This window comes from Streptomyces sp. WI03-4A, assembly GCF_033792105.1.
GTDB lineage: Bacteria > Actinomycetota > Actinomycetes > Streptomycetales > Streptomycetaceae > Streptomyces > Streptomyces collinus_A.
In genome coordinates, this window is the sequence record NZ_JARAUO010000058.1 from 17,103 (window position 1) to 41,641 (window position 24,539).

The 24,539-nt window shown below is 71.3% G+C and carries 19 protein-coding genes; 10 read left to right on the top strand and 9 right to left on the bottom strand.

The genetic code is table 11. From position 1 onward, the window contains the following. The first annotated feature begins 19 nt into the window (after positions 1-19). From uvrB to PV343_RS36760, 5 genes are all read left to right on the top strand, one after another. Complete coding sequence (gene uvrB / locus PV343_RS36740; protein WP_319151377.1) at positions 20-2,164, top strand: excinuclease ABC subunit UvrB; 2,145 nt, start codon at positions 20-22, stop codon at positions 2,162-2,164. Positions 2,165-2,321: 157 nt separating this feature from the next. After that, on the top strand, positions 2,322-2,900 hold the full coding sequence (locus PV343_RS36745) for a TerD family protein (protein ID WP_319151378.1): 579 nt from the start codon (positions 2,322-2,324) through the stop codon (positions 2,898-2,900). Between the two features lie 44 nt (positions 2,901-2,944). Beyond that, positions 2,945-4,822 (top strand): TerD family protein, encoded by a 1,878-nt coding sequence (locus tag PV343_RS36750; RefSeq protein ID WP_319151379.1) that lies wholly within the window; start codon positions 2,945-2,947, stop codon positions 4,820-4,822. Between the two features lie 223 nt (positions 4,823-5,045). After that, positions 5,046-6,080 (top strand): TerC family protein, encoded by a 1,035-nt coding sequence (locus tag PV343_RS36755; protein WP_319151380.1) that lies wholly within the window; start codon positions 5,046-5,048, stop codon positions 6,078-6,080. 161 nt (positions 6,081-6,241) lie between these two features. Next, positions 6,242-7,342 (top strand): calcium:proton antiporter, encoded by a 1,101-nt coding sequence (locus tag PV343_RS36760; RefSeq protein ID WP_319151381.1) that lies wholly within the window; start codon positions 6,242-6,244, stop codon positions 7,340-7,342. A gap of 15 nt (positions 7,343-7,357) precedes the next feature. Here the strand turns inward: PV343_RS36760 and PV343_RS36765 are convergent, their stop codons facing one another. Further along, positions 7,358-8,629 carry an MFS transporter gene (locus tag PV343_RS36765; protein WP_319151382.1) on the bottom strand — a complete coding sequence of 424 codons (1,272 nt, stop codon included), beginning with the start codon at positions 8,627-8,629 and terminating at the stop codon, positions 7,358-7,360. 207 nt (positions 8,630-8,836) lie between these two features. On the opposite strand from PV343_RS36765, the gene aroQ reads away from it, so the two are divergent. Then, entirely contained in the window at positions 8,837-9,310 is a 474-nt protein-coding gene (aroQ, locus tag PV343_RS36770; protein WP_319151383.1) for a type II 3-dehydroquinate dehydratase, read from the top strand. 11 nt (positions 9,311-9,321) lie between these two features. Here the strand turns inward: aroQ and PV343_RS36775 are convergent, their stop codons facing one another. The 5 genes from PV343_RS36775 to PV343_RS36795 all read right to left on the bottom strand — a co-directional run bounded on the left by PV343_RS36775 (position 9,322) and on the right by PV343_RS36795 (position 13,646). Next, on the bottom strand, positions 9,322-10,089 hold the full coding sequence (locus PV343_RS36775; protein WP_319151384.1) for an amino acid ABC transporter ATP-binding protein: 768 nt from the start codon (positions 10,087-10,089) through the stop codon (positions 9,322-9,324). After that, positions 10,086-11,027, bottom strand: coding sequence for an amino acid ABC transporter permease (locus PV343_RS36780; RefSeq protein ID WP_319151385.1), 942 nt, complete (start codon positions 11,025-11,027; stop codon positions 10,086-10,088). The genes PV343_RS36775 and PV343_RS36780 overlap by 4 nt, the downstream gene beginning before the upstream one ends. After that, on the bottom strand, positions 11,024-11,908 hold the full coding sequence (locus PV343_RS36785; protein WP_319151386.1) for an ABC transporter substrate-binding protein: 885 nt from the start codon (positions 11,906-11,908) through the stop codon (positions 11,024-11,026). Before PV343_RS36785 ends, PV343_RS36780 begins: the two co-directional genes overlap by 4 nt. Before the next feature lie 350 nt (positions 11,909-12,258). Next, entirely contained in the window at positions 12,259-12,915 is a 657-nt protein-coding gene (locus tag PV343_RS36790; RefSeq protein ID WP_319151387.1) for an MBL fold metallo-hydrolase, read from the bottom strand. A 44-nt stretch (positions 12,916-12,959) separates the two neighbouring features. Next, positions 12,960-13,646, bottom strand: a complete 687-nt coding sequence (locus tag PV343_RS36795; RefSeq protein WP_319151389.1) for a maleylpyruvate isomerase family mycothiol-dependent enzyme — start codon at positions 13,644-13,646, stop codon at positions 12,960-12,962. Between the two features lie 225 nt (positions 13,647-13,871). On the opposite strand from PV343_RS36795, the gene uvrA reads away from it, so the two are divergent. Further along, a complete protein-coding gene (gene uvrA, locus PV343_RS36800) occupies positions 13,872-16,898 on the top strand; it encodes an excinuclease ABC subunit UvrA (protein WP_319151391.1) in 3,027 nt (1,008 codons plus the stop codon). Positions 16,899-17,133: 235 nt separating this feature from the next. On the opposite strand, the gene PV343_RS36805 is transcribed toward uvrA, so the two are convergent. Continuing rightward, positions 17,134-18,045, bottom strand: coding sequence for a carbohydrate kinase (locus PV343_RS36805; RefSeq protein ID WP_319151392.1), 912 nt, complete (start codon positions 18,043-18,045; stop codon positions 17,134-17,136). Continuing rightward, entirely contained in the window at positions 18,042-19,193 is a 1,152-nt protein-coding gene (locus tag PV343_RS36810) for a LacI family DNA-binding transcriptional regulator (protein ID WP_319151393.1), read from the bottom strand. Before PV343_RS36810 ends, PV343_RS36805 begins: the two co-directional genes overlap by 4 nt. A 242-nt stretch (positions 19,194-19,435) precedes the next feature. On the opposite strand from PV343_RS36810, the gene PV343_RS36815 reads away from it, so the two are divergent. Further along, positions 19,436-19,861, top strand: a complete 426-nt coding sequence (locus PV343_RS36815; protein WP_319151394.1) for a Rieske (2Fe-2S) protein — start codon at positions 19,436-19,438, stop codon at positions 19,859-19,861. 143 nt (positions 19,862-20,004) lie between these two features. Here PV343_RS36815 and PV343_RS36820 read toward each other — a convergent pair whose 3' ends face one another. Continuing rightward, complete coding sequence (locus PV343_RS36820; protein WP_319151395.1) at positions 20,005-20,955, bottom strand: hypothetical protein; 951 nt, start codon at positions 20,953-20,955, stop codon at positions 20,005-20,007. Between the two features lie 422 nt (positions 20,956-21,377). Here PV343_RS36820 and uvrC point away from each other — a divergent pair, with 422 nt between their 5' ends. Continuing rightward, complete coding sequence (uvrC, locus tag PV343_RS36825; protein ID WP_319151396.1) at positions 21,378-23,453, top strand: excinuclease ABC subunit UvrC; 2,076 nt, start codon at positions 21,378-21,380, stop codon at positions 23,451-23,453. Beyond that, positions 23,450-24,445 carry an RNase adapter RapZ gene (gene rapZ / locus PV343_RS36830; protein ID WP_319151397.1) on the top strand — a complete coding sequence of 332 codons (996 nt, stop codon included), beginning with the start codon at positions 23,450-23,452 and terminating at the stop codon, positions 24,443-24,445. The genes uvrC and rapZ overlap by 4 nt, the downstream gene beginning before the upstream one ends. Positions 24,446-24,539: the final 94 nt, after the last annotated feature.

The following is a 24,539-nucleotide window of genomic DNA, read 5'->3' on the forward strand; positions in this document are numbered from 1 at the left end:
GGGTCGTACGGTTGAAGGCATGCGGCCCGTCTCTCACATCGAACGCACGGTGGCGCCTTTCGAGGTCGTCAGTCCCTACCAGCCCAGCGGCGACCAGCCGACGGCCATCGCCGACCTGGCCAAGCGCATCGAGGCCGGCGAGAAGGACGTCGTCCTGCTGGGCGCGACCGGCACCGGAAAGTCCGCCACCACCGCGTGGATGATCGAGAAGCTCCAGCGCCCCACCCTCGTGATGGCGCCGAACAAGACGCTGGCCGCCCAGCTGGCCAACGAGTTCCGCGAGCTCCTCCCGAACAACGCGGTCGAGTACTTCGTCTCGTACTACGACTACTACCAGCCCGAGGCCTACGTCCCGCAGTCGGACACCTACATCGAGAAGGACTCCTCGATCAACGAGGAGGTCGAACGGCTGCGCCACTCGGCGACGAACTCGCTGCTCACCCGCCGCGACGTCATCGTGGTCGCCTCGGTGTCCTGCATCTACGGCCTGGGCACGCCGCAGGAGTACGTGGACCGCATGGTCCCCCTCCGGGTCGGCGACGAGATCGACCGCGACCAGCTGCTGCGCCGCTTCGTCGACATCCAGTACACGCGCAACGACGTGGCCTTCAGCCGCGGCACCTTCCGGGTGCGCGGCGACACCATCGAGATCTTCCCGGTCTACGAGGAGCTGGCCGTCCGCATCGAGATGTTCGGCGACGAGATCGAGGCGCTGTCCACGCTCCACCCGATCACCGGCGAGATCATCAGCGACGACCAGCAGCTGTACGTCTTCCCCGCCTCCCACTACGTCGCAGGGCCCGAGCGCATGGAGCGGGCCGTCAACGACATCGAGAAGGAGCTGGGGGAGCGGCTGGCCGAGCTGGAGAAGCAGGGCAAGCTGCTGGAGGCCCAGCGCCTGCGGATGCGCACCACCTACGACCTCGAGATGCTCCGCCAGATCGGCACCTGCTCCGGCGTGGAGAACTACTCGATGCACTTCGACGGCCGCCTGCCGGGCTCCCCGCCCAACACCCTGCTCGACTACTTCCCGGACGACTTCCTGCTCGTCATCGACGAGTCGCACGTCACCGTCCCGCAGATCGGCGCCATGTACGAGGGCGATGCCTCCCGCAAGCGCACGCTCGTCGACCACGGCTTCCGGCTGCCCTCCGCGCTGGACAACCGCCCCTTGAAGTGGGAGGAGTTCCAGGAGCGGATCGGGCAGACGGTCTACCTGTCGGCGACCCCGGGCGCCTACGAGCTGTCCCGTGGCGACGGCGTCGTCGAGCAGATCATCCGGCCGACGGGCCTGGTCGACCCGGAGGTCGTGGTCAAGCCCACCGAGGGCCAGATCGACGACCTGGTGCACGAGATCCGCACCCGCACCGAGAAGGACGAGCGCGTCCTGGTCACCACGCTGACCAAGAAGATGGCCGAGGACCTCACCGACTACTTCCTGGAAATGGGCATCCAGGTGCGCTATCTGCACAGCGACGTCGACACCCTGCGCCGGGTCGAGCTGCTGCGTGAGCTGCGCGCCGGCGAGTTCGACGTCCTCGTCGGCATCAACCTCCTGCGCGAGGGGCTCGACCTGCCCGAGGTGTCCCTGGTGGCCATCCTCGACGCCGACAAGGAGGGCTTCCTGCGCTCCGGGACGTCCCTCATCCAGACCATCGGCCGTGCCGCGCGCAACGTCTCCGGCCAGGTCCACATGTACGCCGACAAGATCACCCCGGCGATGGAGAAGGCCATCGACGAGACCAACCGGCGCCGGGAGAAGCAGGTCGCCTACAACAAGGCCAACGGCATCGACCCGCAGCCGCTGCGCAAGAAGATCAACGACATCGTCGCGCAGATCGCCCGCGAGGAGGTCGACACCGAACAGCTCCTCGGCACCGGCTACCGCAACCTCAAGGACGGCAAGGGCGCCAAGGCACCCGTGCCGTCGCTGGGCGACAAGTCGCTCAAGGGCGCGAAGACGGGCAAGGCCGCCAAGGGCAAGACGGCCACGGTGCCGACGGACCGTCCCGCGGCCGAGCTCGCCGAGCAGATCGAGGAGATGACGGACCGGATGCGGGCCGCCGCCGCCGAGCTGAAGTTCGAGATCGCCGCGCGGCTGCGCGACGAGGTCTCCGAGATGAAGAAGGAACTGCGCCAGATGCGGGAGGCGGGCATCGCCTGAACCCCGAAGGCCCCGCCGAACCCCGGTACCCGCGCGCTGTGTTGCAACACCGACACAAACCGCGGACCGGGGTTCGGCACTGTCAGTGCTCCTGCGTAGGGTTCTGGGCAACCGCGCGCTGCGCGGCAACAGGGGAAAACGAGAGGGGAAGACAGCCGTGACCGTCAATCTGTCCAAGGGTCAGGCCATCAGCCTGGAGAAGAAGGACGGCGCCACCCTGACCGCGGTCCGCATGGGTCTCGGCTGGCAGGCGGCGAAGCGCCGGGGCCTGTTCGGCTCGCGCACGCAGGAGATCGACCTCGACGCCTCGGCCGTCCTCTTCGCCGAGAAGCAGCCGGTCGACGTCGTCTTCTTCCGCCACCTGGTCAGCGACGACGGCTCCGTGCGCCACACCGGCGACAACCTCGTCGGCGGGTCCGGCCAGGGCGGCGACGACGAGGCCATCCTGGTCGACCTGCAGCGGGTCCCGGTCCACATCGACCAGATCGTCTTCACCGTGAACTCCTTCACCGGTCAGACGTTCCAGGAGGTGCAGAACGCGTTCTGCCGCCTGGTGGACGAGACCAACGGCCAGGAACTCGCCCGCTACACGCTGGCGGGCGGCGGCGCGTACACCGCCCAGATCATGGCCAAGGTGCACCGCGTGGGCGCGGGCTGGACGATGACCGCGCTCGGCGAGCCCGCCAAGGGCCGCACCTTCCAGGACCTGATGCCGACGATCCTGCCGCACCTGTAGGGCGACCGCGCCGCACGACAACACGACACAGGGGGGCGACGGCGATGACGGCCGAGCTGGTGCGGGGGCAGAACCACCCGCTGTCCCAGGCCCGGGTGGAGATCCGGGTCTCTGCCGGCGTTCCGGTCCTCGCGGGTGCCGCGCTCTGCGACGAGCAGGGCACCGTGCGCGGCGCCCAGTGGGTGGCCCACCCCGGCGCCCCCACGCTGCCCGGGATCGAGGTGCCCGGGCAGGCCGCCGCCGACCACCGGCTCGCCGTCGACCTGGCCGCCCTCCCGGAGGCGGTCCACCGCGTCTCGGTCCTCCTCGCGCTGCCCACGCAGCCCGGGGGCGCCCTCCGGTTCGGTGCGGTCGCCGCCCCGCGGACGGCGGTCACCGCCCCGGACGGCACCGAGATCGCCCGGTTCATCCTCACCGGCCTGGACGCCGAGTCGGCCGTCGTCGCGCTGGAGCTGTACCGCAGGAACGACGCCTGGAAGGTCCGCGCGGTGGGCCAGGGCTACGCCCGGGGCCTCCCGGCGCTCTTGGCCGACCAGGGCCTGTCCGGGGCCGAAAAACTCGCCGCCGCCATCCAGGAGGCGGTGGCCGCCAGCCTCGCCCGCGCGGTACCGGCGCCGCGGTCCCAGGACGCCCCCGGCGACACCGCGCGGCAGCAGGCCGCTTCGTCCGATGCTCAGCGGCCGGAGGACGCGCGGACAGCGGGCGGCCCGATCGACTACAGCCACCCCCGCCGCCGGGCCGCCACCGCACCGTCCGCGTCCTCGGAGACACCGGTCACGGACGGGCAGCCCGCGCCGCCGGTGGCGGGCGACGCCACCGGCTGGTCGATGGAGGAACGGCTGTACAACCAGGTCTGGGGCATGTTCGAGGACCTGGCCCGCACCACGGCCGCGTACCGCAGCGCCGTCGACTTCGCCGACTCCCGGCTGGAGAAGGAACTCGACCAGGCCCTGGCCGATCCGCGCAACCGGCTCGGCGGCACGGGAGAGGCCGCGCGCGAGGCGGCTCAGGCCCGGCACACCCAGCTGGCCGACCAGGCACGGGCCGCCTTCGACCGCGACCTCGCCCAGCTCACCGCCGAGTCCGAGGTCGTCGAGCCGGCGCTCCCGCCGGCCTTCGCCCGCTGGGACAACCCCGTCTGGCACGGCTACCGGGTACCGGCCGAGCCGCCGATGGCCCTGCGGCTCGGCGATCTCTGCCTCCCCGAGAGCGCGTCGCTGCGCATTCCGCTGCTGGCCAGGCTGCCGCTGGAGCGGGGACTGTGGATCGACAGCGGGCCCCTGGAGGGACCCGACGGCACCTTCCACGACTCCGCCTCCGCACGCCGGCTCGCCATGGAGAGCGCGGTGGCGCTCGCGGCCCGGCTGCTCGCCGTCCACCCGGCGGGGGAGTTCGCGGTCCAGGTCGTCGACCCGGCCGGAGCCGGCGCCGAGGCACTGCTGCCGCTCAGCCGGACGGGCGCTGTGGCGGCGGCGCCCGCGAGTGGCGCCGCGGGCGTGGCGGAGGTGCTGGAGCGGCTCACCCGGCGGGTCGACCTCACGCAGATGGCAATGCGGGGCGGCGCGGCCGAAGCGCTGCCGCCGGACGTCGACGCCGCCCAGCAACTGCTGATCGTCAACGACTTCCCGCACGGTTTCGACGAGCGGGCCGTGACCCGGTTGCGCTATCTCGCCGACGAGGGACCGGCCGTCGGCGTGCACCTGCTGATGGTCGCGGACCGCGAGGACGCCGAGGCCTACGGCCCGTTGCTCGACCCGCTGTGGCGTTCGCTCATGCGACTCACCCCCGTGCCCGACGATCACCTCGCCGACCCGTGGGTCGGCCACGCCTGGACGTACGAACCCTGTCTCGTGCCGCCCGGCAGCGGGGTTCTGGAGCAGGTGCTCACCGAGCTGACAGAAGCCCGCACCAAGCGTAAGTAAAGTGCTGCTGAACTGCCGATTTGGCAGTGGCTTTACCAAACCCTTTACCTTCCCTTGGTGATTGGGGTACTGTTTTCCGTACGGAGGGGAGTACTCCCTGACTGCGACGCACCCGTCAGTACGGACCGATGTGGATCCCGGGGCGTCGGCCCGCACCGGGTGGAAGAGACCTCCGGCAGTGACACCGCGAATGTGTTCGCCATGACGTATTGCCGGAGGTGCAATGGAAGTCTCCATGACCCTGTGGGTCCTGACCATCGTGGGTCTCGCCGCCCTGATCGCGGTCGACTTCTTCATCGGGCGCAAGCCCCATGACGTGTCGATCAAGGAAGCGGGCATCTGGACCGTCGTCTGGATCGCCCTGGCCGGACTCTTCGGACTCGGTCTGTTCCTCTTCGGCGGCGGTCAGCCGGCCGGCGAGTTCTTCGCCGGCTTCATCACCGAGAAGTCGCTCAGCGTCGACAACCTCTTCGTCTTCGTCCTGATCATGGCGAAGTTCGCGGTGCCCTCGCAGTACCAGCAGCGGGTGCTGCTCATGGGCGTCCTCATAGCCCTGGTCCTGCGGGCCGTGTTCATCGCGGCCGGAGCGGCGATCATCGCCAGCTTCTCCTGGGTGTTCTTCCTCTTCGGCGCCTTCCTGATCTGGACCGCCTGGAAGCTCGTCCAGGAGGCCCGCGGCGACGACGAGGACGAGGAGTTCGAGGAGAACAAACTGCTGAAGGCCGCCGAGCGCAGGTTCGGCGTGGCCGACCGCTACCACGGCACCAAGCTGTGGATCGAGCAGAACGGCAAGCGGGTCATGACCCCGATGCTGGTCGTGATGCTCGCCATAGGCACCACGGACGTGCTGTTCGCGCTCGACTCGATCCCCGCGATCTTCGGTCTGACCCAGGACCCGTACATCGTCTTCACCGCCAACGCCTTCGCCCTGATGGGCCTGCGCCAGCTGTACTTCCTCATCGGCGGCCTGCTGAAGAAGCTGGTCCACCTGTCGTACGGCCTGTCGGTCATCCTCGGCTTCATCGGCGTCAAGCTGGTCCTGCACGCGCTGCACGAGACCGGCGTCCACGTCCCCGAGATCAGCACCCCGGTCTCCCTGGGTGTGATCTGTGCGGTCCTCGTGGTCACGACGGTCACCAGTCTGCTGGCCACCAGGAAGCAGGCGGCCCCCGAAGCGGCGTCCCGCGCCGGCGAGGGCCCGGCGGACGGCAAGGCCGGCGGCGAGAGCAGGGACAGCAGGAACAGCGTCGACGCCTGACCGGGCGCGGAGGCGTGAACCGTCACCCGATCCCTGGGGGCACCGGCCGTTGCAGGCGCCCGGTGCCCCGTCCAGGAGCAGGGGACCCGCACAGGAAAGGACGACCAGGCATCCGGAAAGAACGGAATGCGGATCATGTGACTGTCTGCAACGATCGCGGCATGATCAATCGGCTCACGTCGCTCGCCGGGCGGTGGACGCTCCTCGTGCCGGTGCTCGCGGTGATCCTGCTGATCTTCACCTGGGGACGCGGCCTGCCCGGAGCGGTCGTCGGCCTGGTCACCCTGGTCCTGGCGGGATCCGTCCTCGCGGCGGTGCACCACGCCGAGGTGATCGCCCACCGGGTCGGCGAACCCTTCGGCTCCCTGGTCCTCGCCGTCGCCGTCACGATCATCGAGGTGGCGCTGATCGTCACCCTCATGGTCGACGGCGGCGACAAGAGTGCCACGCTGGCCCGGGACACCGTGTTCGCCGCCGTGATGATCACCTGCAACGGCATCGTCGGACTCTGCCTCCTGGTCGCCTCCCTGCGGCACGGCACGGCGGTCTTCAACCCCGAGGGCACCGGCGCCGCCCTGGCCACGGTGGCGACGCTGGCCACGCTCAGCCTGGTGCTGCCGACCTTCACCACCAGCAAGCCGGGCCCCGAGTTCTCCAGCGTGCAGTTGATGTTCGCCGCGCTGTCCTCACTGATCCTCTACGGTCTGTTCGTCACCACCCAGACCGTGCGGCACCGCGACTACTTCCTGCCGATCACCCGGCAGGGCGACGTCATCACCGCCGACCACCACGCCGCGGCACCGTCCGCGCGCACCGCCTGGACCAGTCTCGGCCTGCTCGGGCTCGCCCTCGTCGGCGTGGTCGGCCTGGCGAAAGGCGTGTCACCCACCATCGAGTCCGGGGTGAAGGCGGCCGGCCTGAACCAGGCGGTCGTCGGTGTGATCATCGCGCTGCTCGTGCTGCTCCCCGAGACGATCGCCGCACTGCGCTCCGCACGCCGCGACCGCGTGCAGACAAGCCTCAACCTCGCCCTCGGCTCCGCGATGGCCAGCATCGGGCTGACCATCCCCGCCGTCGCACTCGCCTCCGTCTGGCTGCCCGGACCGCTCGTGCTCGGCCTCGGTTCCACCGACATGCTGCTGCTCGCGCTCACCGTGGTGGTCAGCTCGCTGACCGTGGTGCCCGGCCGGGCCACCCCCCTGCAGGGCGGCGTCCACCTGGTGCTGTTCGCGGCCTACCTGGAGCTGGCGATCAACCCGTAGCGCCGCCCCGCGAGGTCAGCCGGTCGCCGGCTCCACCGCCGGTGCCGGCACCGGCCGGGTCTCCGGCAGGAGCGCGAAGCAGCCGAGGCTGAGCAGGCAGACCCCCGTCAGATAGACCCCCACACCCCACGGGACGCGCCCGCCGTGCGCGGCCAGCGCCGTCGCCACGATCGGGGTGAGAGCGCCGCCGACGACACCGCCGAGGTTGTAGCCGACCGCGGCACCCGTGCAGCGCACCCGCGCCTCGAACAGCTCCGGCAGATAGGCGGCGATCACCGCGAACATGGTGATGAAACCGATCAGCGCGCCCAGGATGCCCAGGAACATCAGCAGCGGCTCACCGGTCGCCAGCAGGGAGACCATCGGCAGCATCCACACCGCGCAGGCCGCGCATCCCGTCAGGCACAGGGGCCGGCGCCCGAACCGGTCCCCGAGCAGCGCCATGAGAGGCGTGAGCGCGCCCTTCACCACCACCGCGCCCATGACGCAGGTCAGCATGACGGTCCGGCTCACCCCCAGCCGCTCCGTCGCGTACGCCAGCGACCAGGTCGTCACCGCGTAGAAGACCGCGTACCCGGCGGCCAGCGCCCCGGCCGTCAGCAGCACCAGCCGCCCGTGGTGCCGTACCACCTCGACGAGCGGCACGCGCGCGTGGTCGTCGATCTCCAGGAACCGCGGACTCTCCGGGAGCGACGAACGCAGCCACAGCCCGGCCAGAGCCGGTACGGCCGCAGCCCAGAACGGCACCCGCCAGCCCCACTGCGCGAACTGCGCCTCGGACAGTCCCGCCGACAGGGCGAGCATCACCCCGTTGGCGAGTACGAAGCCCAGCGCGGGCCCCACCTGGGGGAAGCTCGACCACAGGGCGCGCCGTCCGGCGGGCGCGTGCTCGGCGGTCAGCAGCACCGCCCCGCCCCACTCCCCGCCGAGCCCCAGCCCCTGCAGGAACCGCAGGACGAGCAGCAGCACGGGCGCGGCCACACCGATGGACCCGTAGGCCGGGACGCAGCCGACCGCGACCGTCGAGGCGCCGGTCAGCAGCAGCGAGACCACGAGCACCGGCCGCCGCCCGCGCCGGTCCCCGAGGTGCCCGAACAGGACCGAGCCCAGCGGCCGGGCGACGAACCCCACCCCGAACGTCGCGAACGCCGCCAGCGTCCCCGCCACCGGCGAGAAGCCCGGGAAGAACAGCGGCCCGAGGACCAGCGCCGCCGCGGTCCCGTAGACGAAGAAGTCGTAGAACTCGATCGCGGTGCCGGCGAGCGAGGCGGCCGCGAGCCGCGGCATGGAAGGGCTCCTTGCGGCCCGTACAGCGTGCATGCCGCCTCAACCACCCGAAGTGATCAAGGGTTACGGGGGCGTGCGGAGGTGATCGAATGGGTCCCGGCGCACGCCTGGGCGGCCCACGGACACCGGCCCCGGCCGGGGGCGCGGACCGTGATAGACCGGGTCGCAGAAGGCGGCCGCAGCCGCCCCGACCGGACCGGAGGAACCGTGCCCCGCACCCTGGCCAACGCCCCGATCATGATTCTCAACGGGCCCAACCTGAACCTCCTCGGCCAGCGCCAGCCCGAGATCTACGGCAAGGACACACTCGCCGACGTCGAGGCGATGTGCGCCCGGGCGGCGGCCGCGCACGGCGGCACGGTGGACTTCCGGCAGTCCAACCACGAGGGCGAGCTGGTCGACTGGATCCACGAGGCCCGTCTCGGCCACTGCGGGATCGTCATCAACCCCGGCGCCTACTCCCACACCTCGGTCGCGATCCTGGACGCGCTCAACACCTGCGACGGGATGCCCGTGCTGGAGGTGCACATCTCCAACGTCCACCAGCGGGAGTCGTTCCGGCACCACAGCTACGTCTCGCTGCGCGCCGACGGTGTGATCGCGGGCTGCGGGGTGCAGGGCTACGTGTTCGGCGTGGAGCGGGTCGCCGCCCTGCTGGGGGCGGCGCGGGCCGACACGTAGCCCCGGCGCCGCTACAGGCGGCCGGCCTCCACGATCCGCCGCAGGAACCGCCGGGTGCGCTCCTGTAGCGGGTCGCCGAAGACCTGGTCGGCGCTGCCCCGTTCCAGCACCACGCCTCCGTCGAGGAAGCAGACCTGGTCGGCGACGTCCCGGGCGAAACCCATCTCGTGCGTCGCCAGCACCATGGTCATGCCCTCGTCCTTGAGGTCGCGGACGACGTTCAGCACCTCGCCCACGAGTTCGGGGTCGAGCGCCGCCGTGATCTCGTCGAGCAGCAGCAGCCGGGGCCGCACCGCGAGCGCCCGCACGATGGCCGCGCGCTGCTGCTGGCCGCCGCTGAGCCGGTCCGGGTAGGCGTCCGCCTTCTCCGCCAGGCCGAGGCGCTCCAGCAGCCCTCTGGCCCGCTCCTCGGCCTCCGCGCGGGAGACCCCGTGCACCCGGCGCGGGGCGAGGGTGATGTTGTCCAGCACGGTCATGTGCGGGAAGAGGTTGTACGCCTGGAAGACCACGCCGATCCGGCGCCGCACCGCGTCCTGGTCGGCGCGCGGGTCGGTGATCTCCTCGCCGTCCAGCCAGATAGCGCCGTCGTCGATCTCCTCCAGGAGGTTGGCGCAGCGCAGCAGCGTGGACTTGCCGGAGCCCGAGGCTCCGATCAGCGCGGTTACCGTGTGCGGGGCGACCTCCAGGCCGACGTCCCGCAGCACCACCGAGTCCCCGAAGGTCTTGCGGACGGACTCCATCCGCAGCACAGGCGTGTCGCCGCCGGGTGCGGTAGTCATAGCGCTCCTCCCTGGGCCCGCTGCCGGTCCGTCCTGGCCGTCACCCAGTCCGTGAAGCGGGTCATGGGGATGGTCAGCGCCACGAACACCAGGCCCGCGACGATGTACGGCGTGTAGTTGAGACTGCGGCCCACGACGATGTCGGCCGCGCGTACGGCGTCGATCGCGCCGCCGATCGAGACCAGGCCCGTGTCCTTCTGCAGCGACACCAGGTCGTTGAGCAGGGGCGGCACCTGACGGCGCACCGCCTGGGGGAGCACCACGTACCGCAGGGCCTGCCGGTTGGTCAGGCCCAGCGAGCGGGCCGCGGCACGCTGCGAGGGGTGGACGGACTCGATGCCGGCGCGGAACACCTCGGCCACGTACGCCGAGTACGTCAGGGTCAGCGCCGTACCGCCCAGCAGCACCGGGTCGACCGTCACGCCCTGCAGCCGCAGCGCGGGCACGCCGAGGACCACGATCATCAGGTTGATGATCAGGGGCAGTCCCCGGAAGAAGTCGGTGTAGGCCGCCGCCAGCGCGCGCAGCGGGAAGAACACCGGGCCGCGCAGGGTCCGGGCGATCGCGATGAGCATGCCGAGGACCAGCACGGCGGCGCCGCAGACGAACAGGAGGCGGACGTTCAGCCACAGCCCGTCGAGGACCTTCGGCAGCGCCTCGCGCGCGTACTGGGCGCTGAAGAACGTCTCCTTGGTGCGCGGCCAGCCCGGCGCGTTGACGACGACCAGGTAGAGGACGACGGCGGTGACCAGGGTGGAGAGCGCGGCGACGGCCGTGGCGCGGCGGGCGCGCGCCCTCTTGTGGCGCTCGCGCTCCAGTCGCCGTGCGGACGGTGTGTAGCCGTCCGCGGCGCCCGGGACCGCGTCCCCGGCGCCCCCGGTCACGTCGCCCTCGCCGTCCGCCCCCTCCCGCGCGGACTCGCCCTTGGTGAGCGTCACTTGAGCACCGGCGCGTCGACGGCGTCGGAGAGCCACTGCTTCTCGATCCTCGCCAGGGTGCCGTCCTTGCGCAGGGCGTCGACGGCGCCGCTCACGCACGAGGTCAGCGCGCTGCCCTTGTCGAGCACGAGCCCGAACTGCTCGGGCGCGGCGCCCTGGTTCTCGAACTGGCCGACGATCCGGGCGTCGGTCACCTCGGCGGAGGTGATGTAGAACGCGGTCGGCAGGTCGGTGACGACGGCGTCGACCTGACCGTTCTTCAGGGCGGACTTGGCCTGGTCGTTCTTGGCGTACACCGCGGCCTGCTGCTTCGGCTTCACGACGTCGGTGATGTAGTCGAGGCTGGTGGTGCCCACCTGGGCGCCCAGCTTGAGGTTCCTCAGGTCCGCGATGCCGGTCGCCTTGGCGGCCTTGCCGTCCTTGAGCGCGATGACGGCCTGGCGGACGTCGTAGTAGCCGGAGGAGAAGTCCACGGCCTTCTTGCGCTCGGCGCTGATCGACACCTGGTTGATGTCGAAGTCGAAGGTCTTCGCACCGGGCGCGAACGCCTTGTTGAAGGGGACGCTCTGCCAGACCACCGCGCCGCGGCCGTAGCCCAGCCGCTCGGCGACCGCGTAGGCGACGGCGGACTCGAAGCCCTTGCCGTTCGCGGGCTTGTCGTCCTTGAACCAGGGCTCGTAGGCCGGTTCGTCGGTCGCGATGGTCAGCTTCCCGGAGGTCTTGGTGGCCAACCTGCCCTGGGCGCAGCTCTTCGCGGCGGACCCCGACGCGGGGGCCGCTGACTTGTCCTCGGGCTGCGGAGCACAGCCGACGGCGGTGGCGAGCAGGGCTATGGTCGCGGCGGATACCGCGCGGCGCAGGGCGCGAGGGGCAGGGTGCATGGCGGGAGATTGGCAGCGAACCCCCTGTTTGTCCAGGTCACGGGGGTAACTGTCCGCATGGTGGGAACGGTGTTGCGGCCGTGTGAACGCCGCCCTGCCGCGGGGCCGCCCCGGCCTGGGCCGCCGGTCGAGGGCGGGGTTGGAGACCGGCGGCCCTGCCGCTCAGGAGCCGTCATCCTGTGCGGGGCCACCACCAGTTGACTGCGTGGCAGCACGCGCCGGGAGCGCGCACGCGTGTCCGGCGCGTGCGAACCGTTCACACGGGGCGCGTTCGGCGAGGTATGCGCCGAGGCTGGTCGTGGGTGTGCGCCCGGTGCGCGCGGTGACCCCGTGCGCGCCGGGCGGGTTTGTCACCAGCCGCGCGCGTGCCACTCGGGGAGATGGGGCCGTTCCGCGCCCAGTGTGGTGTCGTTCCCGTGTCCCGGGTACACCCACGTCTCGTCCGGCAGCACGTCGAAGATCCGCGTCTCGACGTCGTGGATCAGGCTGGCGAACGCCTTGGGGTTCTTGTGGGTGTTGCCGACGCCGCCCGGGAAGAGGCAGTCGCCGGTGAACACGTGCGGGTGGCCGTGCGGGTCGTCGTAGACCAGGGCGATGGAGCCCGGGGTGTGCCCGACGAGATGGCGCGCGGTGAGCTCCACCCGCCCCACCCTGATGACGTCGCCGTCGTCGACCAGGACGTCGGTGGGTACCGGGATGCCGGGCGCGTCCTCGCGGCCCGCGTAGGTGCGGGCGCCCGTGGCGGAGACGACCTCGGCGAGCGCCTGCCAGTGGTCGCCGTGCTGGTGCGTGGTGACGACGGACGCGATGCCGTCGTCACCGATCATGCCGAGCAGGGTCCGCGCCTCGTTGGCGGCGTCGATGAGGAGTTGCTCGTCGGTGGCCCGGCAGCGCAGCAGATAGGCGTTGTTGTCCATCGGGCCGACCGCGATCTTGGTGATCATCAGGTCTTTCAGCTCGTGCACGTCCGCCGGTCCGCCGACCTTGACCTCTCCGCTGTACGTCATGGCGGCAGCCTATAGCGGGGAAGGGCCGGCGGACCGGCGTCGCGCTACAGCGGCGGCAGCTTCGGCAGCGCACCGCCCGTGGTCTTCAGCGCCTCGCCCTCGCGGCGCCCGGCGAGCCAGCCGAGCAGGTCCGCGGGGGTGCCGTCGACCGTGACCGCGGGCTCGGCCGCCGCGCGGCCCGTGCTCCACGCGCGCGTGCCCGCCGTGACCCGGGTCGCCGGGACGTCGGGGTGCCCGGAGAACCGCTGCGTGAGGAAGTCGATCTCGCGCTCGGTGAACTCGGCCGGAAGATCCTCCAGCTCGTAACCGATCCCCAGATCGACGTGATGCAGCTCGACCTCGATCCACCGCCGGAACGGCACCCGGGCCGCGGCGTCGGTGACCCCGTTGCGCAGTTCCACCGTGCGCCCCCAGTCGGCCGGCGCGGCCCCGGTGGCCTCGAAGCGGGCCGCGCTCTCGCGCACGTCGGTGAGCTGGACGTCCAGCGGGCGGGGGGCGTCCCGGTCGATGTCGGCGTCCCGGGCCTCGGCGCTCGGGTACATGGGACGGCCCCCGAGGACGTTCACAAGGGCGTCCGCGTTGCGGGCGAGGTGGGCGAGGACGTGCCCGCGGGTCCAGCCGGGCAGGCGTGACGGCTCGGCGAGCGAGGCGTTGTCCAGTTCGACGACAGCGCTGAGGAGCCGCTCGGTCGCGTCATGTACACATGCCAGGTCATGAGCGTGATCAATCATGGGCCTGACATTAGCCTCACCACACCTTCGGGTGAAGGTGGTGAAGCTCGCCCGTAAATCGAATGCCCGTGCTATATCGTCGGGAGTGGCGCCGGGCATGAAGGAGAGCCGGGGATTGTTATGCATCCCGGAATCCGACCGGCGTTGTCAGTGGCTCCCCCTAGTCTCGAAGAAGCACGGGGGCCCCGGCCCCTGTCACTTCTCTCAAGAAAGGTGCGGACCGGCGTGGCCGACCGTCTCATCGTCCGTGGCGCGCGTGAGCACAATCTGAAGAATGTCTCGCTCGACCTGCCTCGTGACTCGCTCATCGTCTTCACGGGCCTCTCCGGGTCGGGCAAGTCCTCCCTGGCCTTCGACACGATCTTCGCCGAGGGGCAGCGGCGGTACGTCGAGTCGCTCTCCTCCTACGCCAGGCAGTTCCTCGGCCAGATGGACAAGCCGGACGTCGACTTCATCGAGGGCCTCTCCCCGGCGGTCTCGATCGACCAGAAGTCGACCTCGCGCAACCCGCGGTCGACGGTCGGCACCATCACCGAGGTCTACGACTACCTGCGCCTGCTCTTCGCGCGCATCGGCAAGCCGCACTGCCCCGAGTGCGGGCGCCCCATCTCGCGCCAGTCGCCGCAGGCCATCGTCGACAGGGTGCTGGAGCTGCCCGAGGGCAGCCGTTTCCAGGTCCTGTCGCCGCTGGTGCGCGAGCGCAAGGGCGAGTTCGTCGACCTCTTCGCCGACCTGCAGACGAAGGGCTACTCCCGCGCGCGTGTCGACGGCCGGACCATCCAGCTGTCCGACCCGCCGACCCTGAAGAAGCAGGAGAAGCACACCATCGAGGTGGTCATCGACCGCCTCACGGTGAAGGAGACCGCCAAGCGCCGCCTCACCGACTCCGTGGAGACCGCCCTCGGCCTGTCCGGCGGCATGGTCGTGCTCGACTTCGTCGACCTGCCCGAGGACGACCCCGAGCGCGAGCGCATGTACTCGGAGCACCTGTACTGCCCGTACGACGACCTGTCCTTCGAGGAGCTGGAGCCCCGCTCCTTCTCCTTCAACTCGCCCTTCGGCGCCTGCCCCGAGTGCACCGGCATCGGCACGCGCATGGAGGTCGACCCGGAGCTGATCGTCCCGGACGAGGACAAGTCCCTGGACGAGGGGGCCATCCACCCCTGGTCCCACGGACACACCAAGGACTACTTCGGCCGTCTCATCGGCGCCCTCGCGGACGCCCTCGGCTTCCGCACCGACATCCCCTTCGCCGGGCTGCCGCAGCGCGCGAAGAAGGCCCTGCTCCAGGGACACAAGACGCAGATCGAGGTCCGCTACCGCAACCGGTACGGCCGCGAGCGCGTGTACACCACGCCGTTCGAGGGCGCGGTGCCCTTCGTCAAGCGCCGTCACAGCGAGGCCGAGAGCGACGCCAGCCGTGAGCGCTTCGAGGGCTACATGCGCGAGGTGCCCTGCCCCTCCTGCGAGGGCACGCGTCTGAAGCCGATCGTCCTCGCCGTCACGATCATGGAGAAGTCGATCGCCGAGGTCGCCGCGATGTCGATCAGCGACTGTGCCGACTTCCTGGGCGAGCTGAAGCTCAACGCCCGCGACAAGAAGATCGCCGAGCGCGTCCTGAAGGAGGTCAACGAGCGGCTCCGGTTCCTCGTCGACGTCGGCCTCGACTACCTCTCCCTCAACCGCGCGGCCGGCACCCTCTCGGGCGGCGAGGCCCAGCGCATCCGGCTTGCCACCCAGATCGGCTCCGGTCTCGTCGGCGTGCTGTACGTCCTGGACGAGCCGTCCATCGGCCTGCACCAGCGCGACAACCACCGGCTGATCGAGACCCTCGTCCGGCTGCGCGACATGGGCAACACGCTCATCGTCGTGGAGCACGACGAGGACACGATCAAGGTCGCCGACTGGATCGTCGACATCGGCCCCGGTGCGGGTGAGCACGGCGGCAAGGTCGTGCACAGCGGCTCCCTGAAGGAACTGCTGGCGAACACCGAGTCGCAGACCGGCCAGTACCTCTCGGGCCGCAAGGCCATCCCGCTCCCGGACGTGCGCCGCCCCCGCGACCTGTCCCGGCAGCTCACCGTGCACGGCGCCCGGGAGAACAACCTCCAGGACATCGACGTGTCCTTCCCGCTGGGCGTGTTCACGGCGGTCACGGGCGTGTCCGGATCCGGCAAGTCGACGCTGGTCAACGACATCCTCTACACGCACCTGGCCCGTGAGCTGAACGGCGCGCGCAACGTCCCCGGACGGCACACGCGCGTGGACGGCGACGACCTCGTGGACAAGGTCGTGCACGTCGACCAGTCGCCGATCGGCCGCACCCCGCGGTCCAACCCGGCGACCTACACCGGCGTCTTCGACCACATCCGCAAGCTGTTCGCCGAGACCACCGAGGCGAAGGTCCGCGGCTACCTGCCCGGACGCTTCTCCTTCAACGTCAAGGGCGGCCGCTGCGAGAACTGCGCGGGCGACGGCACGATCAAGATCGAGATGAACTTCCTCCCGGACGTCTACGTCCCGTGCGAGGTGTGCCACGGCGCCCGGTACAACCGGGAGACCCTGGACGTCCACTACAAGGGCAAGTCCATCGCCGACGTGCTGAACATGCCGATCGAGGAGGCCACCGACTTCTTCGAGGCCGTCCCGGCCATCTCCCGGCACCTGCGGACGCTCAAGGACGTCGGCCTCGGGTACGTGCGGCTCGGTCAGTCCGCGACCACCCTGTCCGGCGGCGAGGCGCAGCGCGTGAAGCTCGCCAGCGAACTGCAGAAGCGCTCCACCGGCCGCACGGTCTACGTCCTGGACGAGCCGACCACCGGCCTGCACTTCGAGGACATCAGCAAGCTGCTGACGGTCCTCTCCGGCCTGGTCGACAAGGGCAACACGGTCATCGTCATCGAGCACAACCTCGACGTGATCAAGACCGCCGACTGGCTCGTCGACATGGGTCCGGAGGGCGGCGCCGGCGGTGGCCTCGTGATCGCCGAGGGCACGCCCGAGGAGGTCGCCGGCGTTCCGGCCAGCCACACCGGCAAGTTCTTGCGCGACATCCTCGGCGCCGACCGCATCAGCGACGCGCAGCCGGTCAAGGCGTCACGCGGCACGACGGCCCGGAAGACCGCCGCGGCGCGGTCTACGACGAAGAAGACGGTGACGGCCAAGGCCGACAGCAAGGCGACCGGCAAGACCGCCGGCGTCACGAAGAAGGCGGCACCGGCGAAGAAGACGACCCGGGCCCGCAAGGCCTGAACCGGAACGGGCGACATGCCCTGACACGCCATCAAAAAAGCGGCGCCCCGTGGGAACTCCCCGCGGGGCGCCGCTCGTTCCAACTACAGCCACCCCGGCCCCACCCAGCGGCAGCCTCCCCCGGGCTACGAACCGCGGAGCCGGCAGCACCTTGACAAGAGCATCGAGGAATTCCGCGAAGATTCCGTATGCCTGGCCCCTGCCCCACCCGGCCCGGGCCTTGTCCGACGTCCGCTCAGAGTTCGCCCAGGTCGTCCACGAACGGCGGCTCCGCCCCGGCCCGGGAGCAGGTGATCGCCGCCGCGCGTGCCGCGAACCGCAGCAGCCGCTGCCAGCCGTCCGGTCCCAGGGCGGCCAGTCCTCGCGCGGACAGCGCGTCCTGAGCGGCGAGGCCGTGCAGCAGGGCCGCGTTCACGGTGTCACCGGCACCGATGGTGTCCACGACCTCGACCTTCTCACCCGGTACGGAGTACTCCGCGCCGTCCCGGGTGAGGACGGTGAGGCCGTTCCCGCCCCGGGTGAGCACGACGGCCGACGGTCCCGCGTCCAGCCACTCGCGCGGGGTGCCGCCCAGCCACTCGGCGTCCTCCTCTGACAGCTTCAGCAGTGTCACCGAGGGCAGCCAGCCTCTGAAACGCGCCCGGTAGGCGTCCGCGTCCGGGATCAGCCCCGCCCGGATGTTGGGGTCGAGCGCGGTGAACAAACCCTGTGCGGCGGCGGCCCGCATCAGCTCCTCATAGGCGCTCGCCCCCGGCTCCAGGACGAGCGAGCAGGTACCGAAGGACACCGCGCGCGTGCCGGCGGGAAGCGCGGCGGGAGTGGTGAAGAGACGGTCGGCGGTGCCGTCGACGTAGAAGGAGTAGGAGGCCGAGCCACCGCTGCCGACGGTGGCGACCGCCAGGGTGGTCGGCTCGGGGCCGCGCTGTACACCCGACACCTCCACCCCGGCCCGCCGCAGCCCGTCGAGCAGGGCCTCGCCGAAGGCGTCGTACGACGTCCGGGAGCAGAAGGCGGTCGGGGAGCCGAGGCGGCCGAGGGCGACGGCCGTGTTGTACGGGCCGCCGCCGAGCGCCGGCTTCAGGTCCGCGAGGGCGCCGGGCCCGTGCGGTACCAGGTCGATCAGTGCCTCACCGGCGACGACGATCACGAGATGGTTCCCTTCTCGGACAGCGTGGAGCGTGCGGATGCTGCGGCCCTGCCGCCCGGGCCGTCCGGCACCGGGCCGGCCCCTTTGTCTCGGCCTGACTCCCAGCCCAGGTCCCGGACCGGTTCCTCCGGGCAGCCGCAGGAGGTGCGGTGGACGAAGGCGCAGGGCAGCCGTACGGTCCGGGCGGGCTGGCCGGGCGTGGCGAGCCGGTCCAGCAGCACTTGGACGGCCCGGGCGCCGATCTCCCTGCTGGGCTGGGCGACGGCGGTGAGCCGGGGTGAGAACAGGTCGGCCCAGGCGAAGTCGTCGAAGCAGCACAGGGCGATGTCGTCCGGCACGGCCAGGCCTTGCCGGCGCAGGGCGCGCAGGGCGCCGATGGTCATGGCGTTGTTGGCGGTGACGAGTGCCGTGGGCGGCTCGGGACGGGCCAGCAGGGTGGCCGTGGCCCGCTCGGCGCCGGACGACTCCGAGTTGCCGGACACGACCAGGTCCTCGTCGTGGGGGAGGCCCGCCGAGGTGAGGGCCTGCCGGTAGCCGGCGATCCGCTCGGTCGTGGTGCTGAGTCCGGGCAGGCCCGCGACCAGGCCGATCCGTCGATGACCGAGTGCCGTGAGATGGCCGACGAGCCGGGCCATCGGCTCGACGTTCTCGGCGCAGACCTGATCGGGGCCATCGGGACCACCGGCCGCCCCCTCGTCACCCGTGAGCACCCGGTCCAGGAACACCGTGGGCACGGCGTGGCGGGCGAGGTAGTCCACGAGGGCGTGCGGGGCGGCGGAGGGAGCGACGATCATGCCGTCCACCCGGCGCTCGTGGAGCAGCTGCACGACCTTGCGCTCGTGCACGGGGTCGTCGTGCGGGTCGGCGATGAGCAGGCTGTAGCCGGCATCGAGGGCCGCGGCCTCCACACCCTGGAGGATCTCCGTGAAGTACGGGTTGCTGATCGCGGACACCGCCAGGCCGATGGAGCGGGTCCGCGAGGTCACCAGCGAGCGGGCGAGGGTGTTGGGTGTGTAGCCAAGGGCGTCGACGGCGTCCAGCACCGCCTGACGTGTGTGGGGCAGCACCGGGCGCGTGCCGTTGAGCACGTGGGAGACGGTCGCGACGGAGACACCGGCGCTCCGGGCGACGTCGGCCATGGTCGGCATCGGCGCTTCTCCTTAGCCTCGTGACGGAGCCGTCGGCCCGGAAAGCTACCTCACGCTGGCGCCTCGCGTAAACGCTTACGCAAACGTTTACGCGGTCCGGTCCCCTCCGTACCGGCGGGCCGCCCCTCCGGATCGGCAAGCCGCCCCGTCCGGATCCGCCCGGATCCACCCCTCCCGCCGGAAGCCCGGCCGACTTGCCCCGGTATCGTGCGGCCCGCACGCCCCCGATCCGTGGAGTTCAGATGCCTGCCCGTTCGTCCGCGAGCCGTCGTACCGTCCTCCGAGGGGCCGCAGCGGCTCCGGTCGCCGGGCTCGGACTGGCCGCCTGCTCCGCTCCGGGCGGCGCCACGGCCGATGCCACCCCGACCGCGCCGGTCGACCTCGGCGCCGAGAACGAGGTTCCCAAGGGCGGAGCCAAGCTCTATCGCGACCGGAATGTGGTGGTCAGCCGCGACGCGAGCGGTGGGCTCAAGGCGTACAGCACCATCTGCACGCACGCGGGGTGCCCCATCAACAAGCTGCAGGGGACCACGCTGGTCTGCCCCTGCCACGGCAGCCAGTTCGACGCGGTGACCGGAAAGGTCGTCCAGTCGCCGGCCACCGAGCCGCTGAACGAACTCCCGGTCAGGATCACCGACGGCAGGATCATCGCCGGCCCCGGCGCCTGACCAGCCCGGCACGCGACTTGCCGGCCTGCCCCGGGACCGGCCTGTACAACGAGACCGGCCTCAGATCCGGGATCGGCCTGCGCCCCAAGACCTGCCGGCGCCCCGGAACAGACCGGCGCACCGGCCCCGTCCGGGGCAGGCGCTCACTCCCAGTCCCAGGTGATGCCCACCAGCCCGGGCCGGATCCGGGGCTCGACCACATGGACGCTGTGGTGCGGCCCGGTGACCGGGAGCTCGTGCCGGCCGCTGCGCGGGGCCGCGGGCGAGTGCTGCGTGAAGCGGTGGCAGCGGGCCGGCACCGCGGCCCCGTCGAAGCGCACCTGGAGCGCGTACTGGCCGCCCGGGAAGCCGAAGCGGTGGGCGTACTCCCGGCAGGCACCCGCCGTGCCGTCCTCGACTCCGTACCGGAAGAGGAAGGTGTCGCCCGCGCGCAGCCGGGTGCCGAAGAGCAGCTCGACCACCAGCACACCGGTGTCCTGGTCCCGGCGCACTCGTCCGGTGCGGCAGTTGTCCAGGGCGTGCACCGTCATGGCGCGCGGGTCGCAACCCGGGTCGCCGTGGTGCACGGCGACGAAGCGGTCGACGCCGTCGCGGTGGGCGCGCACGATGTGGTGCGACTCGCGGCCCGCCAGTTCGCGGCGGACGCCGATCCGCACGCGTTCGTGATGGCCGAGGGTGTGCAGCCCGCCGTCGAGGGACCAGCCCAGGTCGGCCTGGAGCCGGGTCAAGGCGTCGGAGGCTTCGACGAGGGAGCGGTAGGAGCGGGCCGAGGGGCGACGGGCCGAGGCGGCCTCGTCGGCCTCGGCGAGCAGCCGGATCAGCGACTCGTCCGGAAGCCGGAGTATCTCCTCCAGGGCCCGGACGGCGCGCAGCGACTCCGGGCGCTGCGGGCGGCGGGCGCCCTGCTGCCAGTAACTCAGGCTGGTGACCCCCACCTTCACCCCGTGGCGCGACAGATGGTGCTGCACGCGCTGGAGCGGCAGTCCCCGGGCGGCGATCGCGGCGCGCAGCGCCACATGGAAGGGGCCGCCCCGCAGGGCCAGGTCGAGTTGCGCGGCGGGGGCGTCCGCGTGCTCTGCTGTGGCGTGCCGCATGCACAGGGGCCTTTCTGTGAGGTTCACGGAGGCTGGTCGGACCGTCCGTGCGGGTGTGCGGGGCCACCCCCGTGGGCGTGGAAACGCCCCTTTCTGCGCGCGCCGTGTCCGTACGCCGGCACGCTCGGCCCCGAGCTCCCCCGCATTGAAGCGTGTTGACCAGACCCCGACAACACCTCGGGCCGGGACACCGGTCAGTCCTGGCCGACCGGCGACCCCCGGCGCACGCACCCGGGCACGGTACGGTCACCGTCCGTGCCCGTCCGGGCGGGCCTGCGGGGGCCGACATGGCCGGAACTCCGCCCCGGGGGAGAGCGCGGTGGGGGCCGCCGCGCCGGGCGGCGGACGACGTGGCCAGACGCCCGGCCGGCGTTGTCCACAGGCCCGACGCGGTGTCGGCGCTCGCCAGTAGGGTGTGAGACATGGCCGACCCCTCCAGCTACCGCCCCAGGCCGGGTGAGATCCCGGACACCCCCGGGGTGTACAGGTTCCGTGACGAGCACCGCCGGGTGATCTACGTCGGAAAGGCGAAGAGCCTGCGCCAGCGCCTGGCGAACTACTTCCAGGACCTGGCGAACCTGCACCCGCGCACCCGCTCGATGGTGACCACCGCCGCCTCCGTGGAGTGGACCGTGGTGTCCACGGAGGTCGAGGCGCTGCAGCTGGAGTACTCCTGGATCAAGGAGTTCGACCCCCGGTTCAACGTCAAGTACCGCGACGACAAGAGCTACCCGTACCTTGCGGTGACGATGAACGAGGAGTTCCCGCGCGTGCAGGTGATGCGCGGTCACAAGAAGAAGGGCGTCAGGTACTTCGGGCCGTACGCCCACGCCTGGGCCATCCGGGACACCGTCGACCTGCTGCTGCGGGTCTTCCCGGTGCGCACCTGCTCGGCCGGTGTCTTCAAGAACGCCGCCCGCACCGGCCGCCCCTGCCTGCTCGGCTACATCGGCAAGTGCTCCGCGCCCTGCGTCGGCCGGATCACCCCCGAGGACCACCGGGAACTGGCCGAGGAGTTCTCGGACTTCATGGCGGGCCGCACGGGCACCTACCTCCGGCGCCTGGAGAGGCAGATGACGGAGGCGGCCGAGGAGATGGAGTACGAGCGGGCCGCCCGCCTGCGCGACGACATCGAGGCCCTGAAGAAGGCCATGGAGAAGAACGCGGTCGTGCTCGCCGACGCGACCGACGCCGACCTCGTCGCCGTCGCGGAGGACGAGCTGGAGGCGGCCGTGCAGATCTTCCACGTGCGCGGCGGCCGGGTGCGGGGCCAGCGCGGCTGGGTGACCGACAAGGTCGAGGAGGTCACCACGGGTGCCCTCGTCGAGCACGCCCTGCAGCAGCTGTACGGCGAGGAGAGCGGGGACGCCGTGCCCAAGGAGGTGTTGGTCCCGGCGCTGCCCGAACCCGTCGAGCCGGTCCAGGAGTGGCTGACCGGCCGCCGCGGGTCCAACGTCTCGCTGCGCATCCCGCAGCGCGGCGACAAGAAGGCGCTCATGGAGACCGTGCAGCGCAACGCCCTGCAGGCCCTCGCCCTGCACAAGACCAAGCGCGCCTCCGACCTGACCACGCGCTCGCGGGCGCTGGAGGAGATCGCCGAGGCCCTCGACCTGGACAGCGCTCCGCTGCGCATCGAGTGCTACGACGTCTCCCACCTCCAGGGCGACGACGTGGTCGCCTCCATGGTCGTCTTCGAGGACGGTCTGCAGCGCAAGGGGGAGTACCGCCGCTTCCAGATCAGGGGCTTCGCCGGGCAGGACGACGTCCGCTCCATGCACGAGGTGATCACCCGGCGCTTCCGGCGCTACCTGGCCGAGAAGGAGAAGACGGGGGAGTGGACCGACGGGGCCGTCCCGGAGGATGTGCTCGCCGACGGTGAGCCGGTCAGCGACACCCTCAAGGACGACGACGGCCGGCCCAGGAAGTTCGCGTACCCCCCGCAGCTCGTCGTGGTCGACGGCGGGCAGCCGCAGGTCGCGGCCGCCCGGCGGGCGCTGGACGAGCTGGGCATCGACGACATCGCCGTGTGCGGTCTCGCCAAGCGCCTGGAGGAGGTGTGGGTGCCCGGCGAGGACGACCCGGTCGTCCTGCCCCGCACCAGCGAGGGCCTGTACATGCTCCAGCGGGTCCGGGACGAGGCGCACCGTTTCGCGATCACCTATCAGCGCACAAGACGTGCCAAACGCTTCCGTTCCAGCCCCCTAGACGACGTGCCCGGCCTCGGTGAGACCCGGAAACAGGCGCTCATCAAGCATTTCGGCTCGGTGAAGAAGCTGCGGTCCGCCACAATCGAGCAGATCCGGGAGGTGCCCGGCATAGGCCGGAAGACGGCCGAGACCATCGCTGTGGCCCTCGCCCGGGCGGTTCCGGCCGCACCCGCCGTGAACACGGCGACCGGAGAGATCATTGACGACGAGGAACCCGACACGACGGGGGGTTCCTCGGGGGAGCCCGTGACCGCGGGCCCCCCGGACGAACGACGGGGGCAGGAGCCATGACCGAGCACGACGCACAGCCCGCAGCGGACCGAGAACAGACGGCCCAGGCCCAGGGGGAGCCGCAGCAGGCGGTTGAGGAAAACGGAGCACAGGTGAGTACGGACGTCACACCGGCCGGGGCCCCCGAGGCGGCCATCCCCGAGCTGGTGATCATCTCCGGCATGTCCGGTGCGGGCCGGTCGACGGCCGCGAAGTGTCTGGAGGACCTCGGCTGGTTCGTGGTCGACAACCTCCCGCCCGCCCTGATCCCCACCATGGTGGAGCTGGGCGCCCGCTCCCAGGGCAACGTGGCGCGGATCGCGGTCGTCGTGGACGTCCGCGGCCGGCGCTTCTTCGACAATCTGCGCGAGTCCCTCGCCGACCTCGACACCCGGGGCGTCACCCGCCGCATCGTCTTCCTGGAGTCCTCCGACGAGGCCCTGGTGCGCCGCTTCGAGTCGGTGCGCCGCCCGCACCCGCTGCAGGGCGACGGCCGGATCGTGGACGGCATCGCCGCCGAGCGCGAGCTGCTGCGCGAACTGCGCGGCGACGCGGACCTGGTGATCGACACCTCCAGCCTCAACGTGCACGAGCTGCGCGCGAAGATGGACGCCCAGTTCGCCGGCGAGGAGGAGCCCGAGCTCCGGGCCACCGTGATGTCCTTCGGGTTCAAGTACGGCCTGCCGGTCGACGCCGACCTGGTCGCGGACATGCGGTTCCTGCCCAACCCGCACTGGGTGCCGGAGCTGCGCCCGTACACGGGCCTGAACGAGGAGGTCGCCGCCTACGTCTTCAACCAGCCCGGCGCCAAGGAGTTCCTGGACCGGTACGCCGAGTTGCTCCGCCTCATCGCGGCCGGCTACCGGCGCGAGGGCAAGCGGTACGTGACCATCGCCATCGGCTGTACCGGCGGCAAGCACCGCTCGGTCGCGATGTCGGAGAAGCTCGCCGCGCGCCTCGCGGCCGAGGGCGTGGAGACGGTGGTCGTGCACCGGGACATGGGACGGGAATGACGGAACGTACACCGCGGCTGGGCAGGCTGCGCCGGGCGGTCCCGGAGGGCCGTTCCGGCCGCTCCGTGGCCGGGGCCCGGGCGCCACGCCCGGC